At 45.2% G+C, this 25,949-nt stretch carries 20 protein-coding genes; 10 read left to right on the top strand and 10 right to left on the bottom strand.

Annotation, left to right across the window (positions count from 1 at the left end; genetic code table 11):
• Window positions 1-19: 19 nt before the first annotated feature.
• The 6 genes from QJR74_RS13695 to QJR74_RS13670 form a co-directional block, all read right to left on the bottom strand.
• Window positions 20-1,126 carry a hypothetical protein gene (locus QJR74_RS13695; protein ID WP_304372342.1) on the bottom strand — a complete coding sequence of 369 codons (1,107 nt, stop codon included), beginning with the start codon at window positions 1,124-1,126 and terminating at the stop codon, window positions 20-22.
• Window positions 1,127-1,131: 5 nt separating this feature from the next.
• Window positions 1,132-3,702, bottom strand: a complete 2,571-nt coding sequence (locus QJR74_RS13690; RefSeq protein WP_304372341.1) for a fimbria/pilus outer membrane usher protein — start codon at window positions 3,700-3,702, stop codon at window positions 1,132-1,134.
• 18 nt (window positions 3,703-3,720) lie between these two features.
• Window positions 3,721-4,386, bottom strand: coding sequence for a fimbrial biogenesis chaperone (locus QJR74_RS13685; protein WP_304372340.1), 666 nt, complete (start codon window positions 4,384-4,386; stop codon window positions 3,721-3,723).
• A 35-nt stretch (window positions 4,387-4,421) separates the two neighbouring features.
• Window positions 4,422-4,946 (bottom strand): fimbrial protein, encoded by a 525-nt coding sequence (locus QJR74_RS13680; RefSeq protein WP_304372339.1) that lies wholly within the window; start codon window positions 4,944-4,946, stop codon window positions 4,422-4,424.
• Window positions 4,947-5,967: 1,021 nt separating this feature from the next.
• Window positions 5,968-7,449, bottom strand: coding sequence for a glycine betaine/L-proline transporter ProP (gene proP / locus QJR74_RS13675; RefSeq protein WP_304372338.1), 1,482 nt, complete (start codon window positions 7,447-7,449; stop codon window positions 5,968-5,970).
• A gap of 441 nt (window positions 7,450-7,890) precedes the next feature.
• Window positions 7,891-9,033 carry a porin gene (locus tag QJR74_RS13670; RefSeq protein ID WP_304372337.1) on the bottom strand — a complete coding sequence of 381 codons (1,143 nt, stop codon included), beginning with the start codon at window positions 9,031-9,033 and terminating at the stop codon, window positions 7,891-7,893.
• An 816-nt stretch (window positions 9,034-9,849) separates the two neighbouring features.
• On the opposite strand from QJR74_RS13670, the gene QJR74_RS13665 reads away from it, so the two are divergent.
• Window positions 9,850-10,089 (top strand): YdgH/BhsA/McbA-like domain containing protein, encoded by a 240-nt coding sequence (locus tag QJR74_RS13665; protein ID WP_304372336.1) that lies wholly within the window; start codon window positions 9,850-9,852, stop codon window positions 10,087-10,089.
• Between the two features lie 318 nt (window positions 10,090-10,407).
• Here the strand turns inward: QJR74_RS13665 and QJR74_RS13660 are convergent, their stop codons facing one another.
• Genes QJR74_RS13660 through QJR74_RS13650 form a run of 3 tightly spaced genes read right to left on the bottom strand, consistent with a single transcriptional unit; the run spans window position 10,408 to window position 13,311 of the window.
• Window positions 10,408-11,703 (bottom strand): NAD(P)/FAD-dependent oxidoreductase, encoded by a 1,296-nt coding sequence (locus QJR74_RS13660; RefSeq protein WP_304374057.1) that lies wholly within the window; start codon window positions 11,701-11,703, stop codon window positions 10,408-10,410.
• A gap of 20 nt (window positions 11,704-11,723) precedes the next feature.
• The gene (locus QJR74_RS13655) at window positions 11,724-12,149 is read right to left on the bottom strand and encodes a RidA family protein (protein ID WP_304372335.1); all 426 of its coding nucleotides are present in this window, start codon (window positions 12,147-12,149) and stop codon (window positions 11,724-11,726) included.
• 22 nt (window positions 12,150-12,171) lie between these two features.
• Window positions 12,172-13,311: a tyramine oxidase subunit B gene (locus tag QJR74_RS13650; RefSeq protein WP_304372334.1), complete on the bottom strand. Its 1,140-nt coding sequence runs from the start codon at window positions 13,309-13,311 to the stop codon at window positions 12,172-12,174.
• A gap of 193 nt (window positions 13,312-13,504) precedes the next feature.
• On the opposite strand from QJR74_RS13650, the gene QJR74_RS13645 reads away from it, so the two are divergent.
• Window positions 13,505-14,341: a helix-turn-helix domain-containing protein gene (locus QJR74_RS13645; RefSeq protein WP_304372333.1), complete on the top strand. Its 837-nt coding sequence runs from the start codon at window positions 13,505-13,507 to the stop codon at window positions 14,339-14,341.
• A 137-nt stretch (window positions 14,342-14,478) separates the two neighbouring features.
• Window positions 14,479-15,879, top strand: a complete 1,401-nt coding sequence (locus QJR74_RS13640) for an APC family permease (protein ID WP_304374056.1) — start codon at window positions 14,479-14,481, stop codon at window positions 15,877-15,879.
• Window positions 15,880-16,033: 154 nt separating this feature from the next.
• Here QJR74_RS13640 and QJR74_RS13635 read toward each other — a convergent pair whose 3' ends face one another.
• Window positions 16,034-17,929 carry a sigma 54-interacting transcriptional regulator gene (locus QJR74_RS13635; RefSeq protein ID WP_304372332.1) on the bottom strand — a complete coding sequence of 632 codons (1,896 nt, stop codon included), beginning with the start codon at window positions 17,927-17,929 and terminating at the stop codon, window positions 16,034-16,036.
• 258 nt (window positions 17,930-18,187) lie between these two features.
• On the opposite strand from QJR74_RS13635, the gene ssuD reads away from it, so the two are divergent.
• The 7 genes from ssuD to QJR74_RS13600 all read left to right on the top strand — a co-directional run bounded on the left by ssuD (window position 18,188) and on the right by QJR74_RS13600 (window position 25,922).
• The gene (ssuD, locus tag QJR74_RS13630; RefSeq protein ID WP_304372331.1) at window positions 18,188-19,366 is read left to right on the top strand and encodes an FMNH2-dependent alkanesulfonate monooxygenase; all 1,179 of its coding nucleotides are present in this window, start codon (window positions 18,188-18,190) and stop codon (window positions 19,364-19,366) included.
• Window positions 19,363-20,457 (top strand): dimethylsulfone monooxygenase SfnG, encoded by a 1,095-nt coding sequence (sfnG, locus tag QJR74_RS13625; protein WP_304372330.1) that lies wholly within the window; start codon window positions 19,363-19,365, stop codon window positions 20,455-20,457. Before ssuD ends, sfnG begins: the two co-directional genes overlap by 4 nt.
• Window positions 20,450-21,859 (top strand): FAD/NAD(P)-binding protein, encoded by a 1,410-nt coding sequence (locus tag QJR74_RS13620; protein ID WP_304372329.1) that lies wholly within the window; start codon window positions 20,450-20,452, stop codon window positions 21,857-21,859. Before sfnG ends, QJR74_RS13620 begins: the two co-directional genes overlap by 8 nt.
• 71 nt (window positions 21,860-21,930) lie before the next feature.
• On the top strand, window positions 21,931-23,340 hold the full coding sequence (locus tag QJR74_RS13615) for an LLM class flavin-dependent oxidoreductase (RefSeq protein ID WP_304372328.1): 1,410 nt from the start codon (window positions 21,931-21,933) through the stop codon (window positions 23,338-23,340).
• Complete coding sequence (locus QJR74_RS13610; protein WP_304372327.1) at window positions 23,337-24,347, top strand: methionine ABC transporter ATP-binding protein; 1,011 nt, start codon at window positions 23,337-23,339, stop codon at window positions 24,345-24,347. The genes QJR74_RS13615 and QJR74_RS13610 overlap by 4 nt, the downstream gene beginning before the upstream one ends.
• Window positions 24,344-25,030, top strand: coding sequence for a methionine ABC transporter permease (locus QJR74_RS13605; RefSeq protein ID WP_304372326.1), 687 nt, complete (start codon window positions 24,344-24,346; stop codon window positions 25,028-25,030). Before QJR74_RS13610 ends, QJR74_RS13605 begins: the two co-directional genes overlap by 4 nt.
• A gap of 13 nt (window positions 25,031-25,043) precedes the next feature.
• Window positions 25,044-25,922, top strand: coding sequence for a MetQ/NlpA family ABC transporter substrate-binding protein (locus QJR74_RS13600; RefSeq protein ID WP_304372325.1), 879 nt, complete (start codon window positions 25,044-25,046; stop codon window positions 25,920-25,922).
• The last annotated feature ends 27 nt before the right edge of the window (window positions 25,923-25,949 follow it).

Raw genomic sequence — 25,949 nt, 5'->3', positions numbered from 1 at the left:
AAGAAGGTGGTTTTTTGCATTATTTAAAAGTTACGTTCACTGTAGCGGTACTACTAAAGCTACCTATTAACGGGGATGATGTCAGCCACTGTAAATTAGCATTATATATTTTAGATATTACCGTTGTATCCTTAGTTATTGCTGATGTTGTAAAGTCAGAAATTTCTCCGAACTTAATTTTTGAACTGGTATTATCTTGAGGCGTGATAAAAATTCCTAGCCCTGGTTTCGTTGACGGTATCAGCATAGTATTATCTGAACTACTCACATCTGGGCTGCTAAAACTAATAACCAGACTTTCTCCGGAGCATCCACCGCCAGCAATATTTGCATTAACTGTAAAAGGTACGGTGCGTTCTATCTTACCGGCGGAGGCATTAGTCGCCGGAATGTTACCAAAAGCAACAGTATTATTACCGGTTCCAGTAATGGTCACGGTCGGCGTACATTGAACGACTCGTATATTACTAAAATTTGTCAGGTTGGCGACATAGTTACTATTTTGTGTCGTGGTATTGATACCCAGTACTCCATCGACCTGAAAAACACGCGCTGAGGCGAGATTAGCGTAGCTTGTAGGGGGGGATTTTCCTGTCGCCTTTATATAAATTGAAAACGAAAAAGAAATTGTATTAGGTAACGCAACATATTTACTAGCGGTACATAGGCCGAATATATAATTCGTACATACTGTATACGTTCCTGGGCCGGTGCCAGCACCAAGGTCAATAGATTGGACTCTGTATTGTGTATTTACGGCATCATAATCTTTTCCATTTATAGTTACCCCAATCGAAAGTGATGGGTCAATGTTACTTAGATCACCCCATGGATTCCAATAGATAAATGCATCTTCGCCCATCGGGTGATTATCTGTATCCCAACACGTAAATGTTGAGGTGAAGGTCTCAGAACGCCAGAGTACTCTTCCTTGAACAAAGTCAGACTTGGCAAAGGCTACCGAGTTGATTGGAAAGGGTGCCAGTGTTGTACCGGTAGGTGTTTTGCTCGAAGCATTGCTTCCTTGGCGGCAGGATAGTGCGAAACTTTGTTGGCAGAAAATTACACTAGTCAAACTAAAGAGAATTAGCCAGCATAGTCTGCGTGTCCAGAAACCTATATTCATAGTTATCAGCCTTTATCCGGGTAGCATTGTGATGTGAGCTCTTGATAACCCTCCCCATCCTTCATTGGAGGTAGGTTATCAGGAATTGATATTAAACATTGTTGGTCTGCATTATCACCCCATTTCAGACGCAGCTTATCACCACTAGTAATCCCTGATACGAACACAACACCATCAGTCCCAACGGTACCACTGTTCACGCCTTTCTGATTTAATACACTCGCCCCAAGTTGAGGTTTGCTGCCATCGGCCAATGAGGCATGGATTAATAAACTGTGCCCGTAATAGGTCTGGAAGTTAGCTTGCACGATCGCACCATGGGTAGGGACTACCTGCAGAGTAGATTCTGGAATGTCTAGTCCAGGCCCAAGGTGTTCGGTATTTAGACTAATTGCGTTGTAACGGTAAGGAGTAACGCTGCTTACCACCGCATAGCCAGAATGGTTTATCTTCACGCCAGGCGAGTTTATGACATTTGTACCGTCTGCATCTTTGGCTTTAACCAGCGCAAACGTATCTGATAGAGGTTGAGAAAGTAGCACTCCACCAGAGTGGAGTACAATGCCGCCACTTGCCGACAAAGAGCCCTGTTGGTAATTATTGCTATAACTATAAGATGCACTACCATTACCGATATTGCTGCGATAAGCGATATTAGCTGCAGAGTTTTGGTCACTACCCTGGCTTTTACCTGTGCTTAGACCGTAGCTTAGGCGACTATCTTCTAATAATGTGCCTGATACACCGGTATTGTAACTGTCGCCATTTTGTCTGGAGTGAGCTAGTTGTGTATTAATCATCGTTGTATTGGTATTGTTTGAATCCATGTTGAGTGGAATAGAGAGTACGATATTGACTGATTTATCCGAATAACCATATTGAGTTTTTGTGGTTTGCCAATAAATTCCATAGTTAATACGTCTTGACTGACCATTATACCCTAGCTGTGCAGTACGACTTGAACCTGAAGTATTCCAGTAACGTTGTTGGCTACCATTAACATATATTGATCCATATTCACCTAATGACTGACTAAGTGATACCTCCATTCTTTGGCGTTTGTTGGAATAAGTGGACGAGGTATAAGTAGAGTTATTTTTTTGAGCCCAACTAGGTGTACCACTATTTTCTTTATTAGGGTCGGTATAATCTGTTTCGTAATATCCTTGCTTCCAGTCACGTCGTTCATTGACCGCGTCGTTTAAATCATAATACCCAGAAGTTGAATAACGATATCCTGCAAGGCGGAAGTCAGTCCCATAGGTATTTAATGATTTTGAGTAAAGTATTCTATAACTTTGACCTTGTTGTTTACTCCCGGATGCTAGGTTAGTCACCGCATAAGTTGCATCAACGGATAATGCACCTAAATTACCTAGGCTCGTACCAACACCTGCGACAGCCGAACGATAATTATCCGCAACAATAGCACCGCCATAGGGTGTTAAATTATAACTTGTCCCACTAGACACCGTGGCTTGAACAAAATTAGGTGAGTAGCCATTCAAGCCGTCATTATAACGGCCAGCTGTTACTTGGTAACTCCAAATACCTTCCCGAAGCATATTTGCAACGGAAGCATAGGGGACTTCAAAATGTGTTTCAGTGCCGTCAGCTTCTGTGACTGTAACATAAAGTGTGCCACTACTATTTGGATAAACATCATGAATCGCGAAGGGACCAGCCGACACATTAGTTGAATAGACGAGATAACCATTTTGTCGAATAGAAACTCGGGCGTTCGAACGAGCCACACCACGCACTACAGGGGCATAATTACGCATACTGTCAGGTAACATATCTTCTACACTACTAATTTGTGCTCCTCTAAATTGAAAACTATCGAAAACACTACTGCTCGTCGAACTTTGCCCGACGAGTAAGCGGCTTCTTAAGGAAATAATATCTGTTTCAGCCCAGCTAGCAATATTTGTCCAGTGTGTCCCAGTATAGCTATTATGTGTTAAACTACCGTTTTGACGGAGTCTGATAGAGCCAATATTAATTCCATCATTCAAAGCAAGGTAACTATAGTTTTCTGTTGATGAATTATCGTTATATTTATATTTATTATGGCTGAAATTATAATCATAATTAACAAACCCTGCATTAATACCATTATCCCATAAACGTTTCGGAACAGTTCCTTTAGGGATATTAATTAATTGTGTTTGAGGAATGGTTAACTCGATTTTTTGATTGTTTACATCAACATCTAGTTTACTATCAGGTATTACAGTATCAACACTAATGCAATGGTTTCCAACTGAGGGTTCGGGTAATTTAATACCGTACTGTGCTAACTGCTCAGCATCGAAACAAGGAGTAATAACTTCTTTTTTAGTCTTAACAAAAGTAACTTTCAGGCTATCAATTTTATGCTGATTTAAATAAATATCGAAAGGGTAAGTACCGGGTTGAATGGTATCGCCGGATGCAACAGAAGAGACCGAACTTACGTTATTCGCGCCATGAACAAAACTCATATTGAATTCATCAGCATGAGAGAGGTTGCAGTATGAAAGGGGGAATATAGCAGCAACTAAAGATGATTTTTTAATAATATTGTAATCCATAGTTGCAGCTCTCCAGGCTTAATTTAGGGGGTGATTTTTTATTTCGGTGACACCACCAAAGTCATTAATGTAACCAAATGAAACTGTGTTATCTATTTTACTACTACCTAAATTAATAGTTTTCTCTCCATGGGGAGGGATCATATCAAGGTTAATATTTTTAATGCCAGCATGTAATGAATCAAGCGAGATATACATCGGTCCATTATTTTTAATATTCAACTGATTACCAGACTTAGTCCATTCGAGCTTTTCTGCTTGTTCTGCTAAAGTCGTTTTTAATGAGTTAGGTCTAAAAAAAAGCTTTAATCTACTATGGACTGCAACCTGTAGCACATTTTCCTCTTTACTAGCAGGTGGAATCTCTTGAATATTAATCCAATACAGACTTTCCTGATTAGATGGAAGAGATTTTCCAGAATAAATAAAGCGCAACGAAGCTGATTTTCCTGCGCCTAACTTTAAAATAGGTGGAACAACTTGTACTGGTATATTTGCTGTTCCCCCATTCGGATCTTCCAACCATGTTTGAACCAAATAATCTGAGTTACTTTGGTTTTGGATGGGTAAAGCTGCAGAGCTATTATTCGAGTTATATACCACGCGAGTGGCCATTAGTTGAATCGCAGCTGAAGCATTATGTGAACATAACGTTAATGCAATCAGTAAACTTATTTTTTTCATATATACGATTTCCTAACAGCCACTAGGGCTGAGTATTATTTGTATTCTAAATTGAACGCAGTAGTTGCATTTGCTGTACCAGCGGGGACGCCCGCCTTGACAGCATAATAACGTGCTGCTAGTGGAATGCTTAAGCTACCAGAAGAAGGGGTTTGGAAAGCTACGGCATCAGTTTGCCCAGAAATATTATAATTAACATTACTATTCAAGTCAGTAATTTGAATACCGAGGTAACCAGTCGTGGCCTGTCCAGTAGTTAACGCCAATAGGGTAGGTTGACCCGTGACAGCTGTCCCGTCAAAACGAACTTTTACAGCATTTGATGGGCAGCTTGTCAATTTGATATTGAAGTTTTGAGGGGCGGTCACTGCTCCTGCAGTTGCCAATGAAGAAGATGCATAGGTACCCATCGGTACGTTAATAGTTGTTCCGCTATCGCCATTAACAGTACACCCAGAAGCGATGATATTACCTGTAAAATTTACATTACCGTCAGCAGCGAATACTTGTGAAGCCATACCTAAAGTTAAAATGCAAAGGGGGAGAATTACTTTTTTCATTTTGGCACCTATGTTAGTCGGTTAGTTGAGATTGTCTAAAAACTCAAGAGGGAATCCCCGAGAAGGCGAACTGACTAACCAACCTGTGGTCGCTATCAGTCTTGACTTCCTGGCTAACATCATATGTCTAAGATTATTCTTAATTAATCGTAGTTGGCTATTGATAACCTTACATCGATAGTTAATTTTTTCTTGATTATTTTTGGGGTTTTGATTTATTAACTTGATTATCCAAATTGTTAATAATAATTTGTATTTATTAAATCTTTGATGCTAAAAAGAGTGTTCTTAGGTTGAAAGAGAAATTTCAGGTAGGTTTCGTGTTGAACATTTGGAGAACTAACCTCACTTTATGTATCCCAAAAGGAAGCTAATCAATCAGCTTAATCTCCAGCCCTCTGCGCTAACACAGACAAAAAGGTAGGGCTATCTCTGGTGTCTTCTCGTTGTCAGCTATCTAGTAGCTGAATGGTGCGGGCCCTGCCTTGAAGATACATTGATCTTATCTCTCGAATTTTTTGTCATATCCATCCGCGTCATAATAGGTATTAATGGTGTTGTAATAGTGCACAAGCTGTTATTGACATGCTGTAATTTTTAACTTGAATCTATGAATTAACAGTCAAAAAATCAGTTGTTTATTTAATTTGAATGATGTCTTTTATAAAAGAATTATCCTACTTTTAGTCCTGCCAGTAACTCTTCTGCTGTAACAGACTGTTGGTATAAGTATTTTTTAGGTAGATGTATGACCTAACGGTATCTCGAATTAAGTACTCAATTAGGAGGACAAGATAGAATGAAGGCTGACAATGTGATGAAAAAGATATCGTTTGGCTAACTTGATCAAATTATCAACACTTTAATCTAGGAAAATACTATGGAGTTCTTAATTTCGTAATTGTTGAGGAAATTTGCAGATTGTTGGTTACATGGGGAAACGAAAAAAAATTTTGAACTATATATAGAAAAGAGATTACAACTAACTGAGCCTGTAATCTCTAAGTATAAATTATTTAATTTACTCTCCGGAATTTTGTGTAGGGGCGGTATTTTTCATTCTCTTCTGTTTCAACTTCTTCAATAAGCTCATCGCTTCGGCTTTATTGGCTACAGCAGGGGCTGATCCCGCAAGTGGCCTACGCGCAGTCTCACGCAAGGTATAGACGGTAATCAAGCCAATTACACCTGCCCCCATCAAGTAATAAGCTGGCATCAATAAGTTGTGAGAGGTATCGACTAACCACGCAGTGATTAACGGTGTTGTCCCACCAAAGAGTGAAACAGAGATATTAAAGCCAATTGCTAAGGCACTGTAACGGATATCGGTTGCAAATAACGCTGGTAGGGTTGCAGGCATTGTTCCGCTAAAGCAGGTATGAATAAGTCCTAAGATAATTAAGCCTAAGAAGACTAACCACATATTTCCTGAGCTGATCAACATTAAGCAAGGTACGGAGAACAGGATCAGACCTATCGCTCCCCCCGCAATAACGGGACGACGACCAAGTTTATCTGTCCAGTGTCCCGACATCAGTGTTAATGGCATCATGACGAACATCACTACCATAATGAGTAATAGGCTACTCAGTTCACTTAATCCTAGGATACCGGTCAAGTAGCTCGGCATATAGGAGGTCAACATATAGTTGGAGACGTTAAAGAGTAAAACCAGACCGATACATTTCAGCATCTGCCCACGGTATTTATTGAGTAGCTGGAATAAACCTAAACGAGGTTTACTGTGCTCTAGGGCTTCCTGCTTCTCCATATGTTGCTGGAACGCAGGAGTCTCTTCGAGTTTCAGTCGTACGTACAAGCCGAAAATCCCTAACGGCGCGGCGATGAAGAAGGGAATGCGCCATCCCCAATCAAGCATCTGCTGTGGAGTGAAGACCGAAGTCATCACGGTCACCAGCGTTGCACCGATAAGGTAACCGCCTAATGTCCCGAACTCTAAGAAACTGCCCATAAAACCACGGCGGTTATCGGTTGAGTACTCAGCGATAAAGGTCGCCGCACCGCCATATTCGCCGCCGGTTGAAAAGCCTTGTAGGAGTCGAGCTGCCAGCAGTAATAGTGGTGCGGCAATACCGATTGATTGGTATGACGGAATCAAACCAATACAGAAGGTACCAATCGCCATCATAATCATAGTAATGGCGAGAATCTTTTGACGACCGATTTTATCGCCCAGGGGGCCAAATACTAATCCACCAATAGGACGGATTAAGAAGGCGGCAGCAAATGCGCCGAAAGTTGCGATAAGTTGTGCGGGGCCGCTTGCCGCAGGGAAGAAGACTTTACCAATAGTCACGGCTAAGTAGCTGTAGACACCGAAGTCAAACCATTCCATGGCGTTACCCAGCGCTGCCGCACCCACGGCACGTTTTAGCATGTCATTGTCGACGATAGTAATATCGTCTAGCGTCAGTTCTTTTTCTTTTTTGCGATTCCAAAAATGCTTTTTTGGTTTCTGCGTGTTGGTTTGTTCTACAGACATTGTGATCCTCACGATGAAATAATAGAGCAATGTATAGCTTTCTTAGCCAGACATCCCGTCATAGTGGGAAAAGAAAGATATAGATAGCTTCCCCATATTCTTAAGTTTAGGTCAATTTAGGATTAATACTGTAAACATGCTTTTGATGAGATTTCAAGGAAAGTGGAAGCTAACCACCATTTTGGCGATAAGGCTTGAGGGGTCAATGCAATGTAAGCCAATGTTTAATAACGGTATTTTTTGATTTTCGACTGTTAGGCCTTCTTAACTGGCCCTAATCGAGAGGTAATCACTAAGATAACGTTTTTCTTAACTGATTGATTTACAGTTAGAAAAATATACTTAAGGGTGGCTATTTTATTTAAAAAAAAGCTTTTTGAACTGATTTTTAAGGTGAGTTAATTAAAAACCGACTTACCCTAAGGTAAGCCGGCTGGATGATTAGAAGTTGTAGAACACCGTTATCCAAGTACTGTCTGGCTCGTTGTCGGTCGTCGTTGCGATAGTTCTTTCAACATAGACACTCAAACCATGACCCATTTCTGTACCAGCACCTAAGTAAACGTGGTTGGCGTGGTAGTTCTCATTACTTTTAAGACGTAAGGAGTCAACCGCAACATAAGGCTGGATAGATTTTAGGAAAGGTTTATCAATGTTAAAGGTGTAACCGACAAACTCTTCTAAACCATAACCGCTGCCCGCGAAGTAATGCGACACTGTATGGTTACGAGTTGAAGGAACGAAATCCTTATAGTAGCTAGCAGTCGAGGTCAGATACCAGTTACCCGGTTGCCATGTTAACGCTGTACCGGAAACCTGCTGGTTGTAACCCTTCTGGGTAGTGCTATTTTTTACATTTGCTTCAGTACTGCTGTACGCTGCGGCCCATGACAAGGTCGGCATAATTGCGTAGTCGAAACCAAAGCCTGCGCCATGGTTACGGCGGTAAGAACGGCCAGTACCGCTACCATCATCTTTTTGATCTTCAGGCAGTAAGTAGTTAGCAGAAACGGTTACTGGGCCGAAAGTATTTTTGTACATGATGCTATTTTTTGGTCTGCTCGCACCATCATAGTCACCGTTGAATCCAATACCCGTTGCGCCCGCATGGCCATCGTTATCCCATACGTCACTTTTGATCCCGACAACGGAGTAATAAATACCGTATTGGTGACCGTAGGTAAGGGTTCCGTAGCGGTCATCTTTCAACCCAGCGTAAAGTTGACGTTGGCGGTCGCGTAAGGTACCTGATTCGTAGTTTCCTTTCATTCCTAAGAAGTGGGGGACGTTGATTCCCCACTCATAGTAGCCAATAGCAGAAGTGTGATCGGTTAATTTATAGTCAGCACGAAAGCGTATACGAGAACCGCCATCGTGTCCGCGTTTATTCGATTTATTGGCATCAGGGCCATTAGTAAAAACCCACTCAGGACGGATACTACCGCCAACTTGTAAGCTAAGCGGGGCTAATAGAGAATTACTCTGCGGATTTTTATCTAAAAGTGTAATTTCTGCATGAGAAGGCGCAGCAATTGCCAATGCTATCAAACTGCCACTGAAACCGATAATTTTATGTTTTTTCACCACTTCCTGTCTCCATAGCGATAATATATTCATAGAGTTAAACGTCAAACCACTCTTATCAGAGCTTAAAATAAGCCACTGACTCGGTTTTATTGTTGTTGTACCGATTTATTTATAACTAACCTCATGAACATAACGTCAGAAAGGTAAATGATGCAACAAGATTTTTTGACATATAGTGACATTTATTAGTTAAGGTATTGATTATTAATAATATTTAATTTAAAGAAATGTAAAGCTATTATAAATATATGATGTTCGTCACTATTTATTGTCATCACGCGCTTTTATTAGAATTTTGTATGGATAAATTTTTTTGTCGTTAGGAGAGAATTTTTTTGCTTACGCTTGGTATGAGTCAGCCACCTAACGGATGAGAAGATATCAGGGTAATAGATTGGTTGGTTAAGTATCTCTATATAAGGAAGCGCTCTATCGAGCGATAGGTTTACCTGATTGTTTTGTTCAAGTCTTATTAAAAGCCCCGGCCAAAAAAATCGTTATTTCAATTTATAAATTAACGCTGCGTCTTTCAGTAAAATCACCTGTCAACTTACGCTTTGTCAGTAAAGATATCCCCAGCCTTTTGGTACATCACCCATCACATTTAATGCGCTATTTCCCGAACGTAACGAGCATCCCATGTTGTAAAAGGAACTTGGGTGGAGGCTTTTTATGCGGAAAGCAAAGGGGGTACCACTACATGTCGATCAATAACTATTCAAAGCGCACATATAGTTAATCAAGTTATAGTAACTATAGTTATTATTGTCTCAGTGAAACAAATTACCCTTTTAAAAGATTGAGGATTTTATTATGAAAACGTTAAAAACACTTGTCTTAGCCTCTACCGCAGCCTTGTCATTACTCTCATTCGGTAGTTTTGCACAAAGTGTCTCTGTTACCGATTCGACTCTAGATGGCGCAGAATCACAAATTGCAGCGATGGCGAATCAAGCAGGCGGTCACTATAAAATTACTGGTGCAAGTTCAAATAACTACGTCCGTATGACAGCCGAAATTAACAGTGCTCCCGCACATGGCTTGAAAAACTAATTCAGCTTTTGAATCATATCGACCACAATGATTTCACGTTATCTTTACGCTAGGCCATAACGCATCACCACCACCGAAGCTCCTCGCTTCGATGGTGGCCTAACCCTGCTGTTCCCTCGAAGCGTACTCAACCTATAGGTTACCTTTCATACCCCTACCCGAATGATTTTGTTAGGAAGACTTATCCCCTCTATCGTTATTCTGTAGACAGTCAGTCAGGATAGGTAACGGTTTTCGCTTATCTTTCTATCTACTTGCCGTGGTTCAGCATTAATACCTTATTGATATCGCAATGGTCGATTAGCTTTTTGAAGGGGTTTAGCTGAGCCGTTCAAATCGATAGGGAGAAGGATCGACTAAAGGTGAGTGACCGCTCAGTATATCCGCCGCTAATTGACCTGCTGCAGGTGAGGTTCCGAAGCCATGTCCGGAAAATCCTGTGGCAAGGACTAATCCTGGTAGGGCATCGACTGGCCCTATTATCGGATTGGAATCGGGGGTGACATCAATGACGCCTGCCCATTGCTGAGCAATTTGTGCGTCCTTGAAAGCCGGCCATGCATCAATTAAATTTCTCAACGCTTCCTGATTAAGTTCACTATTTACTTGTGGATCGAGAGTACGCACCTGTTCAAAAGGTGAACGCTGATTTTCCTTCCAGCGGCGGCCAAGCCGTAAATCTTGGAAAAAATAGCGTCCGAAGCCGATACGTAAATTCCCTCGGCCCTGTTTGAGCTGCTGGCGATAACGTAAGCCAATCAGCAGATGGTCTAATGTCAGCGGCGCATCCAATGCCCCACGCTGTGTGACGATAAACCCTCCCGAATGGTGGCGTCGAAAAGAGAAATCAGGTGCCCCTACGGCGATCTCGGTCGGACCTGTAAGGGGCTTTGTCTGTAATACTGAACAGATCAGTGGGAGTGAGGGGAGGGCTATTTGATGATTCATTAAAAATCGACGCGACCAAGCACCGGTAGCAAGTAAAACCTGTTCGCATTTGATCTCACCCCGTTCAGTCATTACCCCGCTAATACGGCCGCCACTCGTAATAAGGCTTCTTACCGCACAATTTTCTACAATCACTACTCCTAACTGTTGTGCGGCCTTAGCTATGGCACTAGCGGCTTTAGTCGGCTCGGCACGTCCATCTGTTGGGGTAAAGATCCCACCGGCCCAAGTACTCTTTCCCCCAGGGACGCGGCGGGCAATTTCTGCGGAACTTAATAATGTTGAATCAAGGTGGAGGTGCTTAACCTGTTCGAACCAACGCTCATGCATCGCCATTTGCTCAGCGTGGCGTGCGACGAACATGATGCCAGCTTGTCGATAACCGACATCGCTACCGACCCTTTCCGCCATTCCCGCCCACAAGCGGTCAGCCGCTTTTGCTAAAGGGATATCTTCGGGAAGGCGACTCGTTTTACGTACCCAGCCTAAATTACGTGAAGACTGCTCGGCGGCTAATCGACCTTTTTCAATCACCACAACAGGAATTTTTCTTTCAGCGAGGTTAAGTGCAGCCACTAAGCCGATGATTCCCCCGCCTATAATTACAACAGGGCTTTGAGTAGGAAGAGTCGCTGAAGTACTCACTGGATCGATAAGTGGGGGCATAGTCATGATCTCCTTACGCGCTATGGTTGCGATAAAGTGAGTGATGTCGTTTTAGTCTGTCCTGCTCCACGATAAGCAGTCACCTCGATCTCCACTTTGTATACCGTCGAGCCGAGAGGAGGGCAGGTAACCGTCGAGGCCGGATCGATACCTCGGAATTTCTCACCGATAAAGTTCATCACTGCGGGGACATCTTCCGGCGATTGAATGAATACCCTTGAACAGATGACATCCTCTAAGCCAGCCTCAACAGCCCGTAAAGCTGATTCAATGTTGGCAAAGACTTGTGCGGCTTGCTCGATAACATCTTCAGGAATCTCTTTTGTGACAGGATGGCGTCCAGCGGTATTTGAAACATAAATCCAGTTATCGACAGCAACCAGCCTTGAATAACTGGCTTTCTCTTCAAAGATAGAACCGGATTTTAGTTTTATAATGGTGGTCATGGCGGTGTACCTCATAAAGTAATTAAGCCAGTTCAGGCGTTTCCCAAAGATTTAATTTAATGCCGATATTACGTTCTAAAGCATTGCGATACAGTACGGTCCCCCATGCCACATCTTCGACAGGCATTCCCCCGACAGACATAATGATAATTTCATCATCATTTCTTCTACCCGGTGCATCCCCTGCGATAATCTGGCCGATATCTTCGAGTTGGTCTGCCGTCAAAGCCCCCTCCGCCAGCATGTCCATAAATCGAACGCCGATAATAGGTATGGTGTTATGAGCTGGTTTCGGAACTTCTTCAAACCAAGCATTATAAAGCCCTGTATTATCAAGTACTTTTCGTACATCAGGTTGCTCCATCCCTTGGTCCAAGGCACAGAGGGCGGGCATTGCTAAAAAGGCCCCTGCTTTTACCCATTCGCGTTTCACAATGGGATAGGTGGAGGCATCGCCGGTCTCCCCTGAGCTGCAATAAGCGACCAGATCGCTATCGCGAACAACCTCTTCGAGCGTGTCGACAATACGGATGGTGGTGACCTGTGGATAGGTATTTTTTAACCATGCTATGAACGCTTCCAAGCTTGCCGGACCACGACCTTTGACTTTCACTGTATCGATGTTAGGGCAGGCCGAGAGGAAGGCGGCAACGGTTGTTTTTCCCATCACGCCCGGCCCTAACAGCCCAACGACTCGAGCATCACGTTTGGCGAGGTACTTGGCTCCGACACCTGGAATCGCCCCCGTGCGATAAGCGGAGAGTAAATTGGCTGACATATGAGCCAAGGGTGCGCCCGTATCGGCATCATTTAAGGTAAACATTAATATCGAACGGGGGAGTCCCTTTTCGCGATTCGCGATATTGGAGCCATACCATTTAACCCCTGCTGTGCCGAATTTCCCACCGAGGTAGGCAGGCATAGCCATCATACGTCGGTCGGCCGTGGGTTTCGGCATTGTCGGAAAGGGGGAGTTTTCTGGAAAGGTGACCATTGCACCATGGGAATCATTATTCGGCCCCGCCATTCGGTAGTCACCGTGGTAGAGTAATTCGAACATCTCTTCCATGCTTGCAATACAGGCTGGCATATCGGTGACGCCTGCACGGATCATGTCTTGTTCAGAGAGATACAAAAAATCAATTCTTGTTGAATCAGTCATAGCAACCACCTCACCAGTATTAATTCGTCATAAAGAAGATCTTTTATCGCTGCGACCAAAAAAGGTCAGCGACGCTTTATAGAAATAGCCTGAGGCGTTTCGGGGTGTATTGAATATTTGCGACATGATTTCGATTTCTGGTGCAGATGTTGCATCGGTAATCAGTAATGAATGACAATTTATGGGTAATAAAATGAAAATAATCCCTTATCTCAACGATAAAAAATTTCATCCTGAACAGCCGTGGTTTGTTTTGAATACGTCACATTATTTTTGGCAAACGCAGGCAACCCTGCCTGATATTTCACATTTCTATAGTTTTAAAACCAGCAAGGAAGCCAAACTGACGATGGCGGTTCCCGATGGCTGCGTTGATATTTTATTTGATTGTCATCCCCAATTTCCGACAGCCCGAATTTGCGGTACGACCTTAGAAGCCCGTGATGCCTATTTATCCGAAGAGCGACTTTATTTTGGCGTGCGTTTTAATGCCGGGAAGATCCCCGATTTTTTGGATGCTTGTGCCGATGAGATCCCAAATAATGAGTTTAATTTTCTCGACGCGGCACCTCAGGGAAAAACTCTTTTTTCGAGAATAGTGGAAGCTAAAGATTTTACCTCGAAGATAATATTGTTCCAGCAATACTATAGCCGTTATTTGACACGAAAAAACTCCGCCGTCACACAATCAGTGATACAAAGTATTCACACTGCGGCGGGTAATATTCGTATCGATCAGTTGGCGATCCTGACGGGGTACAGCTGCCGAACCATCCAAAGGCAGTTCAAACAGGAGATTGGTTTGTCACCGAAAACCTTTAGTCGAATAGTACGGTGCCAGTCCGCCTTGAATCGTATTCATGAAGGAGGGATCTCCTCTTGTGGCGATATCTCCTATGATTTGGGGTTCAGTGACCAATCGCATTTCTTGCGAGAATTTAAGCGCTTCACGAGTACAACCCCCACACATTATTTGACTCAAATTACTGAGCAGCATTACGGGCGTCGGCTAATCGATCTGCAGCACTAAAGCAGTGCACACTTGCACTTGAGCGATGTCGTAATTTTTCTATCAGAATCGGAAAGCCTAGAGAATGATGAATTCATCATGGCAAACTAATGAGCATCGACTTATTAGCGCGCCTTTCTTATCTAGGGGCAATGATGATGGAAAAAGAGTCGGGCTTACGTAAAAACACGCTAGGATTATTTTCGTTAATATTTTTTGTCGTCGCAGCGGCTTCCCCTCTTACTGGCGTTGTCGGGGGATTACCAGTTGCCATCGCTGGTGGAAATAGCGCAGGTATCGCGACCTTTTATATACTTTCCTGCATCATCTTGATTTTATTTTCGATTGGTTTTTTAGCGATGAGCCAATACGTTAAAAGTTCTGGCGCTTTTTATACTTATATTCGGCAAGGATTAGGAGAAAATTGGGGATCATCAGCCTCAATGATCGCCTTGCTTGCTTATATTTCGATTCAAATCGCCATCGTTGCAATGTTAGGTTATTTTTCCGCACACCTTCTTGCTGAGCAATTCTCAGTTGTCGTGCCTTGGTGGCTATGCAGCATCACCTTTTTGGCGATAACTTGGTTCTTAAGTATTAAGAGAGTGGAAGTCGGAGGGAAAATACTCGGAATATTGATGCTCGCTGAAGTGGGAATTGTACTCTTAACGGATGTTGTTTTACTTATCAAACATGGTCACCCTCATAGCTTACAGCCCTTTCAACCTTCAGTCTTTTTACACGGAAATCTTGGTATCAGTTTTATTTTTACTATCGCTGCGTTTATTGGCTTCGAATCGACGGCTATTTATGCCGAAGAGTGTAAAGATCCTCATAAAACGATCCCACAAGCGACGATCGGCGCATTATTATTGATCACTGCTTTTTTCTGTTTTACGAGCTGGTGTTTGGTACAAACCTATGGTGCTGATCAATTAATTAGTATGGCTCGTCAAAATCCAGAGAATCTTATCCTATCAATCACGCGGGATAATGTGGGTCAATGGGCGGTCACTGCAATGTCAGTACTACTGATTAGTAGTTTATTCGCTGCAACGGTGGCTTTTCATAATAATATTTCACGCTATTTATTTAGCATGAGCCGTGATGGCTTAATCTGGCAAGAGCTTTGTAAAACCCATCCGCAGAATGGTACGCCTCATCATGCTAGCCATCTGCATAGCGTTATTATGCTGCTATTACTGATTGGTTTGGGGGCAATGAACGTGGATCCTATGATGCATATTTTCGCATTGGGATCAGCAATCTCCACGCTCTGTGTCTTACTTTTACAGTTGGGTGTTTGCGCGGCAGTGATTAATTTTTTCCGGCATCAACGCCACCAGCGAGGCGCTTGGGTAACTTTTTGGGCGCCACTGCTATCGTTTTTTGCAATGTCGTTCACTATTCTCCTTGTCATTAATAACTTACCTATTTTGGTCAGGGGAGAAAGCATGTTGACCCAGGTCATCCCTAGCGTTATCGCACTCTGTATGGTATTGGGGTATTTATGGTCGAAGAGGGTGGCACTTAAACGAGGGAGTGCTCAAAGAAATTAACGCCGTAAGGGGCTGTTACTCTCTATAACGAGTGATGATACGTAATGAAAGACTTGATCCTTAACGATTAAGTCTTTTTTTAATCATCATTTAATGCCGTTAATTTCGCCACCTTGTTTCCGATTCATGGCACGCACAGATCGAGAGATGCTCATTACCCATTCACCCAAACGGCTTGGCGAACATTTATCGGTCTAGGTAATAGTCCTAATGCATAAAAACGGTCGGCGATAATTTGTTGTTCTCGAATAATGCGTCTATCCATAACATGCGCCTGATGGCTCCGCCTGGAGAGTGCCATTTCCAGTGCAGGGGCATCGATAGCAATCTCATTAGATAAAAGACTCGCGGCCTGTTGCCGAGTACTATCGATGTATTTTCCCGTCGTTTTTAAGGCATCCATAAGTACCGGCAATAGGTCGGAGGAGTGTCTGATAAAGTCGTGACGGGAGAGATAAAATTGATGATTATTAACGCGACCCTCCCCATTCTCCAGACGTCTAAGATGCCCTTCATATTCCGCTTGGCTCAGTAAAGGATCCCACATCATCCATGCATCCGCAGACAGATAGTCACTCGGCGTCAAGGGGTACTTAGGCGGCGTATAAATGAGCCGAACGTCTGACAGGGTCAGGCCAGCCTCATCAAGTAATTGCAAAAGTAGGTAATGAACATTGGACCCTTTATTGACCGCAATACGTTTATCGCGTAAGTCAGAAAGTGTCTGGATAGCGCTAGCATTAGGTACCATGAGTGCAACACTACTCGGTGCGGCAGGTTCCCACGCAATGTAGCGTAATTGGTTATTCTCTGCTTGAGCGAGTAAAGGGGGAACTTCGCCCGTTGTGCCAAAGTCGATCTCGCCGTGAGCCAATGCTTGAAGGAGTTGAGGCCCCGCAGGGAATTCACTCCAGAGTACAGTTACGCCCAGCGGTTGAAAGAGTCCTTCTAAATGGCGTTGTGCTTTGAGCACACCAAGGTTCCCAAATTTCTGATAACCAATACGGAGTTCTCTTTCTAAAACGGGGCTGTGTGGTGTCGTGGCATTTTTTAACGCCAATACTGATTGGTTTCGCGGTTTTATTAAGCCTAAATGACTCAATTGTGTACGAAAAGTATTGCGTGAGATACCCAGCATCTCTGCGGCTTGGCATTGATTCTGTCCAGAAAGTTGAAAGGCTTCACTAATTAATGTCTCGAGGGTACGTTGATAAAGCTCCGGTTCTCCGCGCTGTAACTGCTCTCGGATAAGAGAGGAGAAAGCATTGGGTCGATCGCTGGTATCGCCTTTGATAGGCGGCTTTAAAGGTAAATGTGTTGAGGCAATCTCTAGACTCTCGCACAGTAACACGGCGTTATTCACTACATTATCGAGTTCACGAATATTGCCTGGCCATGAATGTTCCATCAGCGTATTCATCGCTTCACTGGAAAACACTATGCCGGATTTACCATGGCGCTGTGTATATCGCTGTAAGAAATGTTGAGCCAGGACGGTGATATCTTGCGGACGTTGGCGAAGAGGTTGTAGGTGTATGGGGGCGACGTTGAGACGATAATAGAGATCTTCCCGAAATAACCGAGAGTGAATCGCTTGCCGTAAGTCGACGTGTGTTGCCGCAATGACCCGAACGTTAATCGGTATCGCACGATAGGATCCGACGCGAATCACTTCACGCTGTTGTAATACGCGTAGCAGTTTCACCTGCAGACTTGGACTGAGTTCGCCTACCTCATCAAGTAATAAGGTTCCCCCTTCAGCCGCCTCAAACCAGCCATAATGTCGTTGTGATGCTCCCGTAAATGCCCCTTTTTCGTGGCCGAAGAGTTCAGACTCAGCCAAGCTCGGTGTGAGAGCACCACAGTTTACCGCAAGAAAAGGGTACTGGTGGCGAGGGCTCAGTTCATGCAGTGCACGTGCAATCACCTCTTTTCCTGTTCCAGTCTCTCCGGTAATGAGTACCGTCGCATCGCTAGGGGCGAGACGCAGAATGGTCTGCTGTAGTTGTTGGGATAGCGGATCATTTAATTCTATGTAGTCGTTATTCATACGTCTCTCCTCCAAGCGCCTGTTTCACTTTATGCCTTCCGTTAACACAAATCGATATCGCGAATGTTGCTTTTGCAGCATAGGGAGAGTGATGTTGTTGCAATAGCAACAGTTAACTCACTAAAGTCGATCTATAACTAACTGAAAAGTAATTAAAAATAATTTTATGAAAATGGCATAGTTGTTGCTCTAACCCTTATAACTCGATGGAATTTATGTATCTAAAAAAATTAGATAACGTTATATAGGAAAGTGATAATGAGCGAAAATCTATCAACCTCTCTGAATTTATTTTGGTTCCTACCGACGCATGGCGATGGGCGTTATCTGGGGACGGCCCAAGGAGGGCGTCCCGTCGATCTTGCTTACCTCCAGCAAGTGGCGATAGCGGCAGATAATCTAGGTTTTTATGGCGTTTTGATCCCCACAGGTAAAAGTTGTGAGGACGCATGGTTAGTCGCCTCGGCATTAGCTCCCGTCACCAAAAAATTACGTTACTTAGTGGCGGTTCGTCCGGGACTACAACCTCCCACGTTGGCTGCAAGGATGGCGGCAACCCTAGACCGTTTATCGGAAGGTCGGTTACTGATAAATGTCGTGACCGGCGGGGATCCTGTCGAAAATAAAGGGGATGGTATTTTTCTGTCCCATGCCGAACGTTACAAAGTCACGGATGAATTTCTCTCCATCTACTCGCAACTCTTAAAAGGTCAAAAAGTCGACTACCAAGGGGAGCATTTGCATGTCGAAGGTGCTGAGATTCTCTTTCCTCCCATCCAGCAAGATGGGCCACCGCTCTTTTTTGGGGGGTCTTCGGAACCCGCCATCGATGTCGCCGCTAAGCATATCGATACCTATTTAACCTGGGGAGAGCCTCCGGCTGCGGTGGCTGAAAAACTTGCCGTGGTAAGGGAGCGAGCGCATCAGGCCGGTAGGACCGTCACTTATGGCATTCGCCTACACGTTATTGTCCGAGAGACCGAGGCCGAAGCTTGGACAGCAGCGAATAAATTGATTGCTCAGGTTGATGACGAAACGATTGCCGCCGCGCAACAGGTTTTCGCTCGCATGGATTCAACGGGGCAATCCAGAATGAGTGCCTTACATCAAGGTTCCCGCGATAATTTAGAAATTTCGCCCAATCTATGGGCTGGGGTAGGTTTGGTTCGAGGCGGGGCGGGCACGGCGCTGGTTGGGGACCCCGAACAAGTCGCTGCACGGATACGAGAATATCAAGCGCTTGGTATCGACAACTTTATTTTCTCCGGGTACCCGCACCTTGAAGAGGCGCACCGCTTTGCCGAATTAGTGATGCCGTTGTTACCTGGCGCGAAGCATCGAGATACCGCGATTAATATGGGGCCATTTGGTGAAACGATCGGTGGCGATCATCGTCCTACTGCTCAGAAAAAAACGCATTCAGAGGTGAGCCCATGACAGAGACTTTGCACGATTCCGCGCTGAAATTTGCATATTGGGTGCCGAATGTTTCCGGTGGATTAGTCATTAGTGAGATTGAACAGCGCACCTCTTGGGATTTTGACTATAACCGTAAATTAGCCCAGATTGCTGAAAACGCAGGGTTTGATTACGCATTAACACAAATTCGTTTCACTGCCGGATATGGCGCAGAGAATCAGCATGAGTCTGTCAGCTTTTCCCAAGGTTTGCTCGGCGCGACTGAGAAACTAAAGGTGATTGCAGCTTTGTTACCGGGTCCTTGGAATCCGACACTTGCGGCTAAACAGATTGCAACCATTAGCCATCTCACCGCAGGGAGGATTGCCGTGAATATTGTCAGCGGTTGGTTTCGTGGCGAGTTTAAAGCTATTGGTGAGCAGTGGCTCGATCATGAAGAGCGTTATTTACGCTCAGAGGAGTTCATTCGATGCTTAAAGGGGATTTGGCAAGAAGAACGTTTCTCGTTTAATGGTGATTTCTATCGGTACCGAGATTATGTGATGAAACCCAAGCCTTTATCACCGCTCCCTGAAATATTCCAAGGAGGGAGTTCTCGTGCAGCGCGAGATATGGCGGCACGGATCTCAGATTGGTATTTTACGAACGGCAATGATCTTGAAGGTATCCGTCGGCAAGTTGACGATATTAAGCAGAAAGCGTTCGCAAACCAGCATAGCGTGCGGATAGGCGTAAATGGTTTTGTTATCGCACGCGATACCGAAGAGCAGGCTCAACAAGTATTGAATGAGATTATCGCGAAAGCTAACCCCCGTGCAGTCGAAGGATTTGCCGCAGAGGTAAAAAATGCAGGGAGTGCGTCGCCAGAAAAAGAAGGTAACTGGGCGGCGTCGAGTTTTGACGATCTGGTTCAATATAACGATGGGTTCAAAACCAATTTGATTGGCACCCCCCAACAAATTGCGGAGCGTATTGTTGAGTTAAAGCGTATCGGTGTCGATCTACTGCTTTTGGGTTTTTTACATTTTCAAGAAGAGGTCGAGTACTTTGGCCGTGAAGTCTTGCCACGCGTCAGGGAGCTTGAGCGACAGGGGCAGCAGGATGACTAGACGGCAAATCGTTATCGTGGGAGGGGGTTTTTCCGGTACGGCGTTAGCTATTCAATTATTACGTCGGGGGGATGAGAGCCTCGCTATCACCTTGATCGAACCCCGTGCGGATCTGGCTGAGGGGATCGCTTACAGTACGACGGATCCGGTTCATCGAATTAACGTTCCTGCCGCAAGGATGCAACTCTCTGAGGCTGAAAAAGGTGACTTCGATAAGTGGTATCGGCAGCAACCGGCTTTTCGACAAGATGGTGCCGCGCAGTGGCAGGATGGGAATGTCTATCCACAACGTCGCTGTTTCGCGGCTTATCTTAGAGAAAAATTAAGTCATGCCCTAAAAGACGCCAAGGCCACCTTTCGCCATATTCAGGATTATGCTCAATCCTATCGGTCTGGCCAGTTAGTGACACAGAAAGGGCTAACGTTACCCGTGGATCAACTGGTGTTAGCGATCAGTCATCCCGCACCACTGATCCCGACTAGGTTTCAGGCGTTGTCGACAGACCCGAACATCATCAGTGATCCTTGGCAAGAAGGGGCGCTGCAGACGGTTGATCGTCAAGCTAATGTGGCCATTATCGGGACGGGATTGACGATGTCTGATGTTGTTACTTCATTAAGGCGACAAGGGCATCGCGGGACAATCCAAGCGATATCACGTCGCGGGCAGTTACCGCGTTCCAATCTTAGCGGTGACTATAAGGACTATTCGCTAGGACCTAAAGAGACTCGCCCAGTAACAGTAAGGGGGTGGCTTCGCTATATTCGCGAAAACGTCAATGTAGCCGCTGAACAGCAAAAACCTTGGCAGCTAGTATTGGATGACGTAAGACGGCAAGGGCAGGTTATCTGGCAGCAACTGAGCTTAGTAGAACAACGGCGTTTTTATCGACATCTACGTCCATGGTGGGATGTTCATCGCTATCGCCTCGCGCCACAAGTCGCGGCAGTCATTGAAACGCTGTTAATTTCAGGGCAACTCCAGATAAACGCCGCGCGGTTACTCAGCGTAAGCCGGGTTTCCCAACAGCTTGAGTTGACCTTAAGCCTACGGCAGGGTGGAGTAAAAAAACTAGTCGTTGATAAAGTAATACTCACGACGGGGCCGAATCATCGACGGCTTATCGCGAGTCAACCTTTGCTCACTAGCCTCGCCTCGCAGGGCCTGATTACCGCAGATCCTCTTGGCGTAGGCATTGCCGTTAATCCTCAATCCCAGACGTTATCTCCTGCCGGTATCACGCAACCGCATCTATTTGTAGTGGGTCCTGCTGCACGGGGGCGCTTCGGCGAATTGATGGGCTTACCTCAGGTTGCCGAGCACGCAGAATTTATCGCTAAACAGCTTATTACAACCCAATTCAATGCGTTAAAGGAACGATGTCCCAGCCAACTGATTTAATCGAATAATCCGACTAAAACCCTTATTGATTACCGATGTACAGCATCTACTGATGCTGTCGAGGAGCTTCTATGTCTGTAAAACGTGAAATTCGTCTTAATGCTTTCGATATGAACTGTGTGGGCCACCAATCGCCAGGGCTTTGGGCTCACCCACGAGACCGATCTTGGCAATATAAAGATCTGGCCTACTGGACTGATTTAGCGAAACTGTTGGAGAAAGGTAAGTTCGACGGGCTATTTATTGCGGATGTGCTTGGCGTATACGATGTACTCGATAACAGCAACGAAGCCGCAATACGGCAGGCCACCCAGGTCCCGGTCAATGATCCGCTGGCGCTGATTACGCCGATGTCGATGGTGACAGAGCACTTAGGATTTGGGTTAACAGCCTCTCTCTCTTTTGAACATCCGTATCCTTTTGCACGACGTCTTTCAACCTTGGATCATCTTACCCAAGGTCGTATCGGTTGGAACATCGTCACCTCTTATTTAGAGAGTGGCGCACGAAATATTGGCCAATCTACGCAGACTGATCACGATGCCCGCTATGACTATGCCGATGAGTATCTACAGGTTGTCTATAAATTGTGGGAAGGAAGCTGGGAGGATGGGGCAGTATTACGCGATCGCCAACGGCAAATTTTCAGTGATCCCAGTAAAATTCATCCGATTAACCATCAAGGTCGTTTTTTCCAAGTCCCAGGGATCCATCTCTGCGAACCTTCCCCGCAACGCACCCCGGTGCTCTATCAAGCAGGGGCCTCGAGTCGAGGTAAACAATTTGCCGCGGAGCATGCGGAGTGCGTATTCGTCGCATCCCCCTCAAAGGCACTGCTTAAGAAAACGGTGGCGGATATTCGCCAACGTGCGATTGCAGTGGGGAGAGACCCTTACAGTATTTTAATTTTTAATCTTCAAACAGTGATCGTTGATGAGACTGATGCCAAAGCGCAGGCAAAATGGCAAGAGTATAAGCAATACGTTAATTACGAAGGGGCTCTTGCCTTGCTCTCGGGCTGGACAGGTATCGACTTTGGTCAGTACCAGCCCGATCAGGTGTTGAAACATATCCATACCAACGCGATTCAATCTGCGGTCGAGACATTTTCTAGTGCTGACCCTTCTCGTCAATGGACAGTACAAGGGCTAGCGGATTGGGTAGGGATTGGCGGCTTTGGTCCTTTACTGGTAGGAAGCCCACAAACCGTCGCCGATGAACTACAAAGCTGGGTCGACGAGACCGATGTTGATGGCTTTAACCTTGCCTATGCGGTCACTCATGAAACCTTTAGTGATGTAGTGGAATGGTTGGTACCCGAATTACAGAAGCGAGGCGTTTATAAGCAGGACTATCAATCTGGAACCCTGCGTGAAAAGCTCTTTTCCCAAAGTCCCCGCCTTCAGTCGCCTCATCCAGCAGTCAGTTATCGCCAGCACACGCAAACCTCTTCCGTTATACAGAAGCAGGAGGTGACATGATTACGCTCGAACATCTTTCAAAAGAGTACCGATCTGCTCAAGGCCAGCGGCATATCATTCTTGACGATATTTCGTTAGCGGTTCCTTCAGGTTCAATCACTGCCGTCGTAGGAGCGAGCGGCGCAGGAAAATCAACGCTCGCGAAATGTATTGCTCTACTTGAGAAACCGAGCCTCGGGCGGATATTGGTGGAGGGGGTCGATTTAACCACGCTATCGGGCGAGGCTCTACGGCGCCAACGGCGTTTGATCGGTTCTGTTTTCCAATCTGCAGCATTATTACAACGTAAAACAGTCTGGGAGAATATCGCACTGCCGTTAGAGTGGCTGGGCGTTGTGCCCCACCAGATCCAGTCGCAGGTAAAGCAGCTTTTGGAGAGCGTGGGATTGAGTGATAAGGCTAAAGCCTATCCGACACAACTTTCGGGTGGACAGCAACAACGAGTGGGGATAGCCCGAGCCTTGGCCCTCAATCCTAAGGTGCTTTTAGCTGATGAAGCCACCTCTGGACTGGACCCCGAGGCGACGCAGTCCATTATTACGTTACTCAAGCGACTCAGGGAAGAATATCAATTAACAATATTGCTAATCACTCATGAAATGGATGTGGTACGCCAAGCCGCTGATAGCGTCGCCTATATCGAGCAGGGAAAAATTACACAATTCGGACAGATTGAACGCTTACTTGATTTCCCTAATTCAACCTTAACCAATCAGCTTTTCCCACTTGTCCCCTTACCGAGTTCGAAACCGATCGAAATGAGCTTACGTTATACCGATAAGGTGGTGACTTTTGATTGGATTTCTCGTCTAGGGCAGCAAGGGATCGCCATCGATATTTTGGCAGCAAACTTAGAAAATATTGCCGGCTGTCTCGTCGGGAGAATGCGTATTGCGGTTTCACCATCGATCAATTTCGATGCGGACGATTTTCTGCGACAGCTTGGAGAATGGGGATTACATCTCGATTCGCCGCCATCAGCCATTACATTTCGGGAGGTCGGATGAAAGCACTTGATGTGATGAGCCAAGATACACCCTGGCGAGATATTCATACGTTACTGATACCGGCTTACCTTGAGACCTGGATGATGGTCAGCCTCGTCATGGTCGTCGTATTGAGTGTTGGAGGGGGCTTGGGGATTATTCTTTTCAACACTTCACGCTATGGATTATTTCCAAAACCTAGTTTTTATCACCTACTTAGTGGGATAACGAATATAGGACGTTCTCTCCCTTTTCTCGTTCTGATGGCCGCTATCATTCCCTTCACTTTTTGGTTAACCGGGACCACTATCGGTATTCCTGCAGCAGTGATCCCAATGATAGTAGCCGGTATCCCTTTTTTTGCTCGATTGGTTGAAAACGCATTACGTGAAGTGCCTACGGAGGTGACCGCTGTAGGGATCGTCTCTGGCGGTTCTGCTTGGCAAATTATTACTCAGGCACAGCTAAGTGAGGCGCTTCCAGCGATCGTGGCGGCGGCGGTAGTTAATGTGATCGCCATGATCGAGTACTCGGCGATCGCCGGCACCATTGGTGCGGGAGGCATTGGGTATCTCGCGGTCGTTTACGGTTACCAACGTTTCGATAATCACATAATGATCGCTACGATCGTCACGCTAGTGCTCACTATTCAACTCGTTCAATTTATCGGTGACCGTTTGGTCGCGGCGTTACAACCAAAATAAAGAGAGGCAGGACATGAATCAACCCGATTTCGAGTTACGGCCAAAGCGTCGCTGGCCATTATGGATCCTTATTTTATTCATTATTATTGTCGTGAGTATTACGGTGCTGCATAGCTTTACTCAGCGCCGGGATCCCGTAGCATTTGGCTCACAGCTAAGCGTGCATTTTGAACCCGCGATGGCGGGCGAGAAAAGTATTATTGATTACGTTGCACAGCATATCGCACCCGATTATGGAATATCGATAGCGTCAGTCGGCCTTGAAGATCCCGTTCAGGCCGACAGAGCCGTCGCCACGGGTCAATATGCGGCGACAATTTACCAGCACCAATGGTGGTTAAAGCAAGTCGTCGATGCAAACCATTTTGCGCTGACGGCGACAGGTCCGGTATTTCAATGGGCTTTTGGCATTTATTCAGAGCGGTATTCAGCAATTCAACAACTGCCGCAAGGCGCAACGATTGTGGTACCTGATGATGGGGCGAATCAAGGCCAAGCATTATGGATGTTGCAACGCCTTGGGCTAATTGGACTGGCCGCGGGGATTGAACCTCGTAGTGCTAAGTTGAGTGACATTCGCCAGAATCCACATCATTTCCGGTTTAAAGAGTTGAGCCTACTGACTATGCCTAGGGTGCTTAATTCGGTCGATGCTGCCATCGGTTATGTTTCCCAATTTGATGCCGGTAAAGTGGGGCGCGAGAAAGGCATTCTTTTCCCTCCAGCACCGAGAACATTTGCTTCACAGCTGGTGGTAGGCAGTCAGTACCTCTCTGATCCCGCTATCCAAAAATTAATTAAAGCGTTTTCAGATAAGCGACTTCAACAGTGGTTAGCGACAACCAATGATCCAAAAGTTAAGGATGTATTAGTCCCGATATCTCAACACTAACGGGCAGTAAGTCGTCGCAATACGGGC

Origin of the sequence: Tatumella ptyseos (genome assembly GCF_030552895.1) — a bacterium.
Lineage (GTDB): Bacteria > Pseudomonadota > Gammaproteobacteria > Enterobacterales > Enterobacteriaceae > Rosenbergiella > Rosenbergiella ptyseos_A.
Note: the sequence above shows the minus strand (reverse complement) of the source record. Positions and strands in the feature narration are given on the sequence as shown.

Excerpts from the sequence above, each read along its gene's own strand:
- QJR74_RS13615 (WP_304372328.1), top strand. The coding sequence starts at position 21,931 with ATGTCTGTAAAACGTGAAATTCGTCTTAATGCTTTCGATATGAACTGT.
- QJR74_RS13605 (WP_304372326.1), top strand. The coding sequence starts at position 24,344 with ATGAAAGCACTTGATGTGATGAGCCAAGATACACCCTGGCGAGATATT.
- QJR74_RS13685 (WP_304372340.1), bottom strand. The coding sequence starts at position 4,386 with ATGAAAAAAATAAGTTTACTGATTGCATTAACGTTATGTTCACATAAT.
- QJR74_RS13695 (WP_304372342.1), bottom strand. The coding sequence starts at position 1,126 with ATGAATATAGGTTTCTGGACACGCAGACTATGCTGGCTAATTCTCTTT.
- QJR74_RS13660 (WP_304374057.1), bottom strand. The coding sequence starts at position 11,703 with ATGCCCCCACTTATCGATCCAGTGAGTACTTCAGCGACTCTTCCTACT.
- QJR74_RS13610 (WP_304372327.1), top strand. The coding sequence starts at position 23,337 with ATGATTACGCTCGAACATCTTTCAAAAGAGTACCGATCTGCTCAAGGC.
- QJR74_RS13640 (WP_304374056.1), top strand. The coding sequence starts at position 14,479 with ATGGAAAAAGAGTCGGGCTTACGTAAAAACACGCTAGGATTATTTTCG.
- QJR74_RS13680 (WP_304372339.1), bottom strand. The coding sequence starts at position 4,946 with ATGAAAAAAGTAATTCTCCCCCTTTGCATTTTAACTTTAGGTATGGCT.
- proP (WP_304372338.1), bottom strand. The coding sequence starts at position 7,449 with ATGTCTGTAGAACAAACCAACACGCAGAAACCAAAAAAGCATTTTTGG.
- QJR74_RS13600 (WP_304372325.1), top strand. The coding sequence starts at position 25,044 with ATGAATCAACCCGATTTCGAGTTACGGCCAAAGCGTCGCTGGCCATTA.
- QJR74_RS13650 (WP_304372334.1), bottom strand. The coding sequence starts at position 13,311 with ATGACTGATTCAACAAGAATTGATTTTTTGTATCTCTCTGAACAAGAC.
- QJR74_RS13655 (WP_304372335.1), bottom strand. The coding sequence starts at position 12,149 with ATGACCACCATTATAAAACTAAAATCCGGTTCTATCTTTGAAGAGAAA.
- QJR74_RS13645 (WP_304372333.1), top strand. The coding sequence starts at position 13,505 with ATGAAAATAATCCCTTATCTCAACGATAAAAAATTTCATCCTGAACAG.
- QJR74_RS13690 (WP_304372341.1), bottom strand. The coding sequence starts at position 3,702 with ATGGATTACAATATTATTAAAAAATCATCTTTAGTTGCTGCTATATTC.
- ssuD (WP_304372331.1), top strand. The coding sequence starts at position 18,188 with ATGAGCGAAAATCTATCAACCTCTCTGAATTTATTTTGGTTCCTACCG.
- QJR74_RS13635 (WP_304372332.1), bottom strand. The coding sequence starts at position 17,929 with ATGAATAACGACTACATAGAATTAAATGATCCGCTATCCCAACAACTA.
- sfnG (WP_304372330.1), top strand. The coding sequence starts at position 19,363 with ATGACAGAGACTTTGCACGATTCCGCGCTGAAATTTGCATATTGGGTG.
- QJR74_RS13620 (WP_304372329.1), top strand. The coding sequence starts at position 20,450 with ATGACTAGACGGCAAATCGTTATCGTGGGAGGGGGTTTTTCCGGTACG.
- QJR74_RS13665 (WP_304372336.1), top strand. The coding sequence starts at position 9,850 with ATGAAAACGTTAAAAACACTTGTCTTAGCCTCTACCGCAGCCTTGTCA.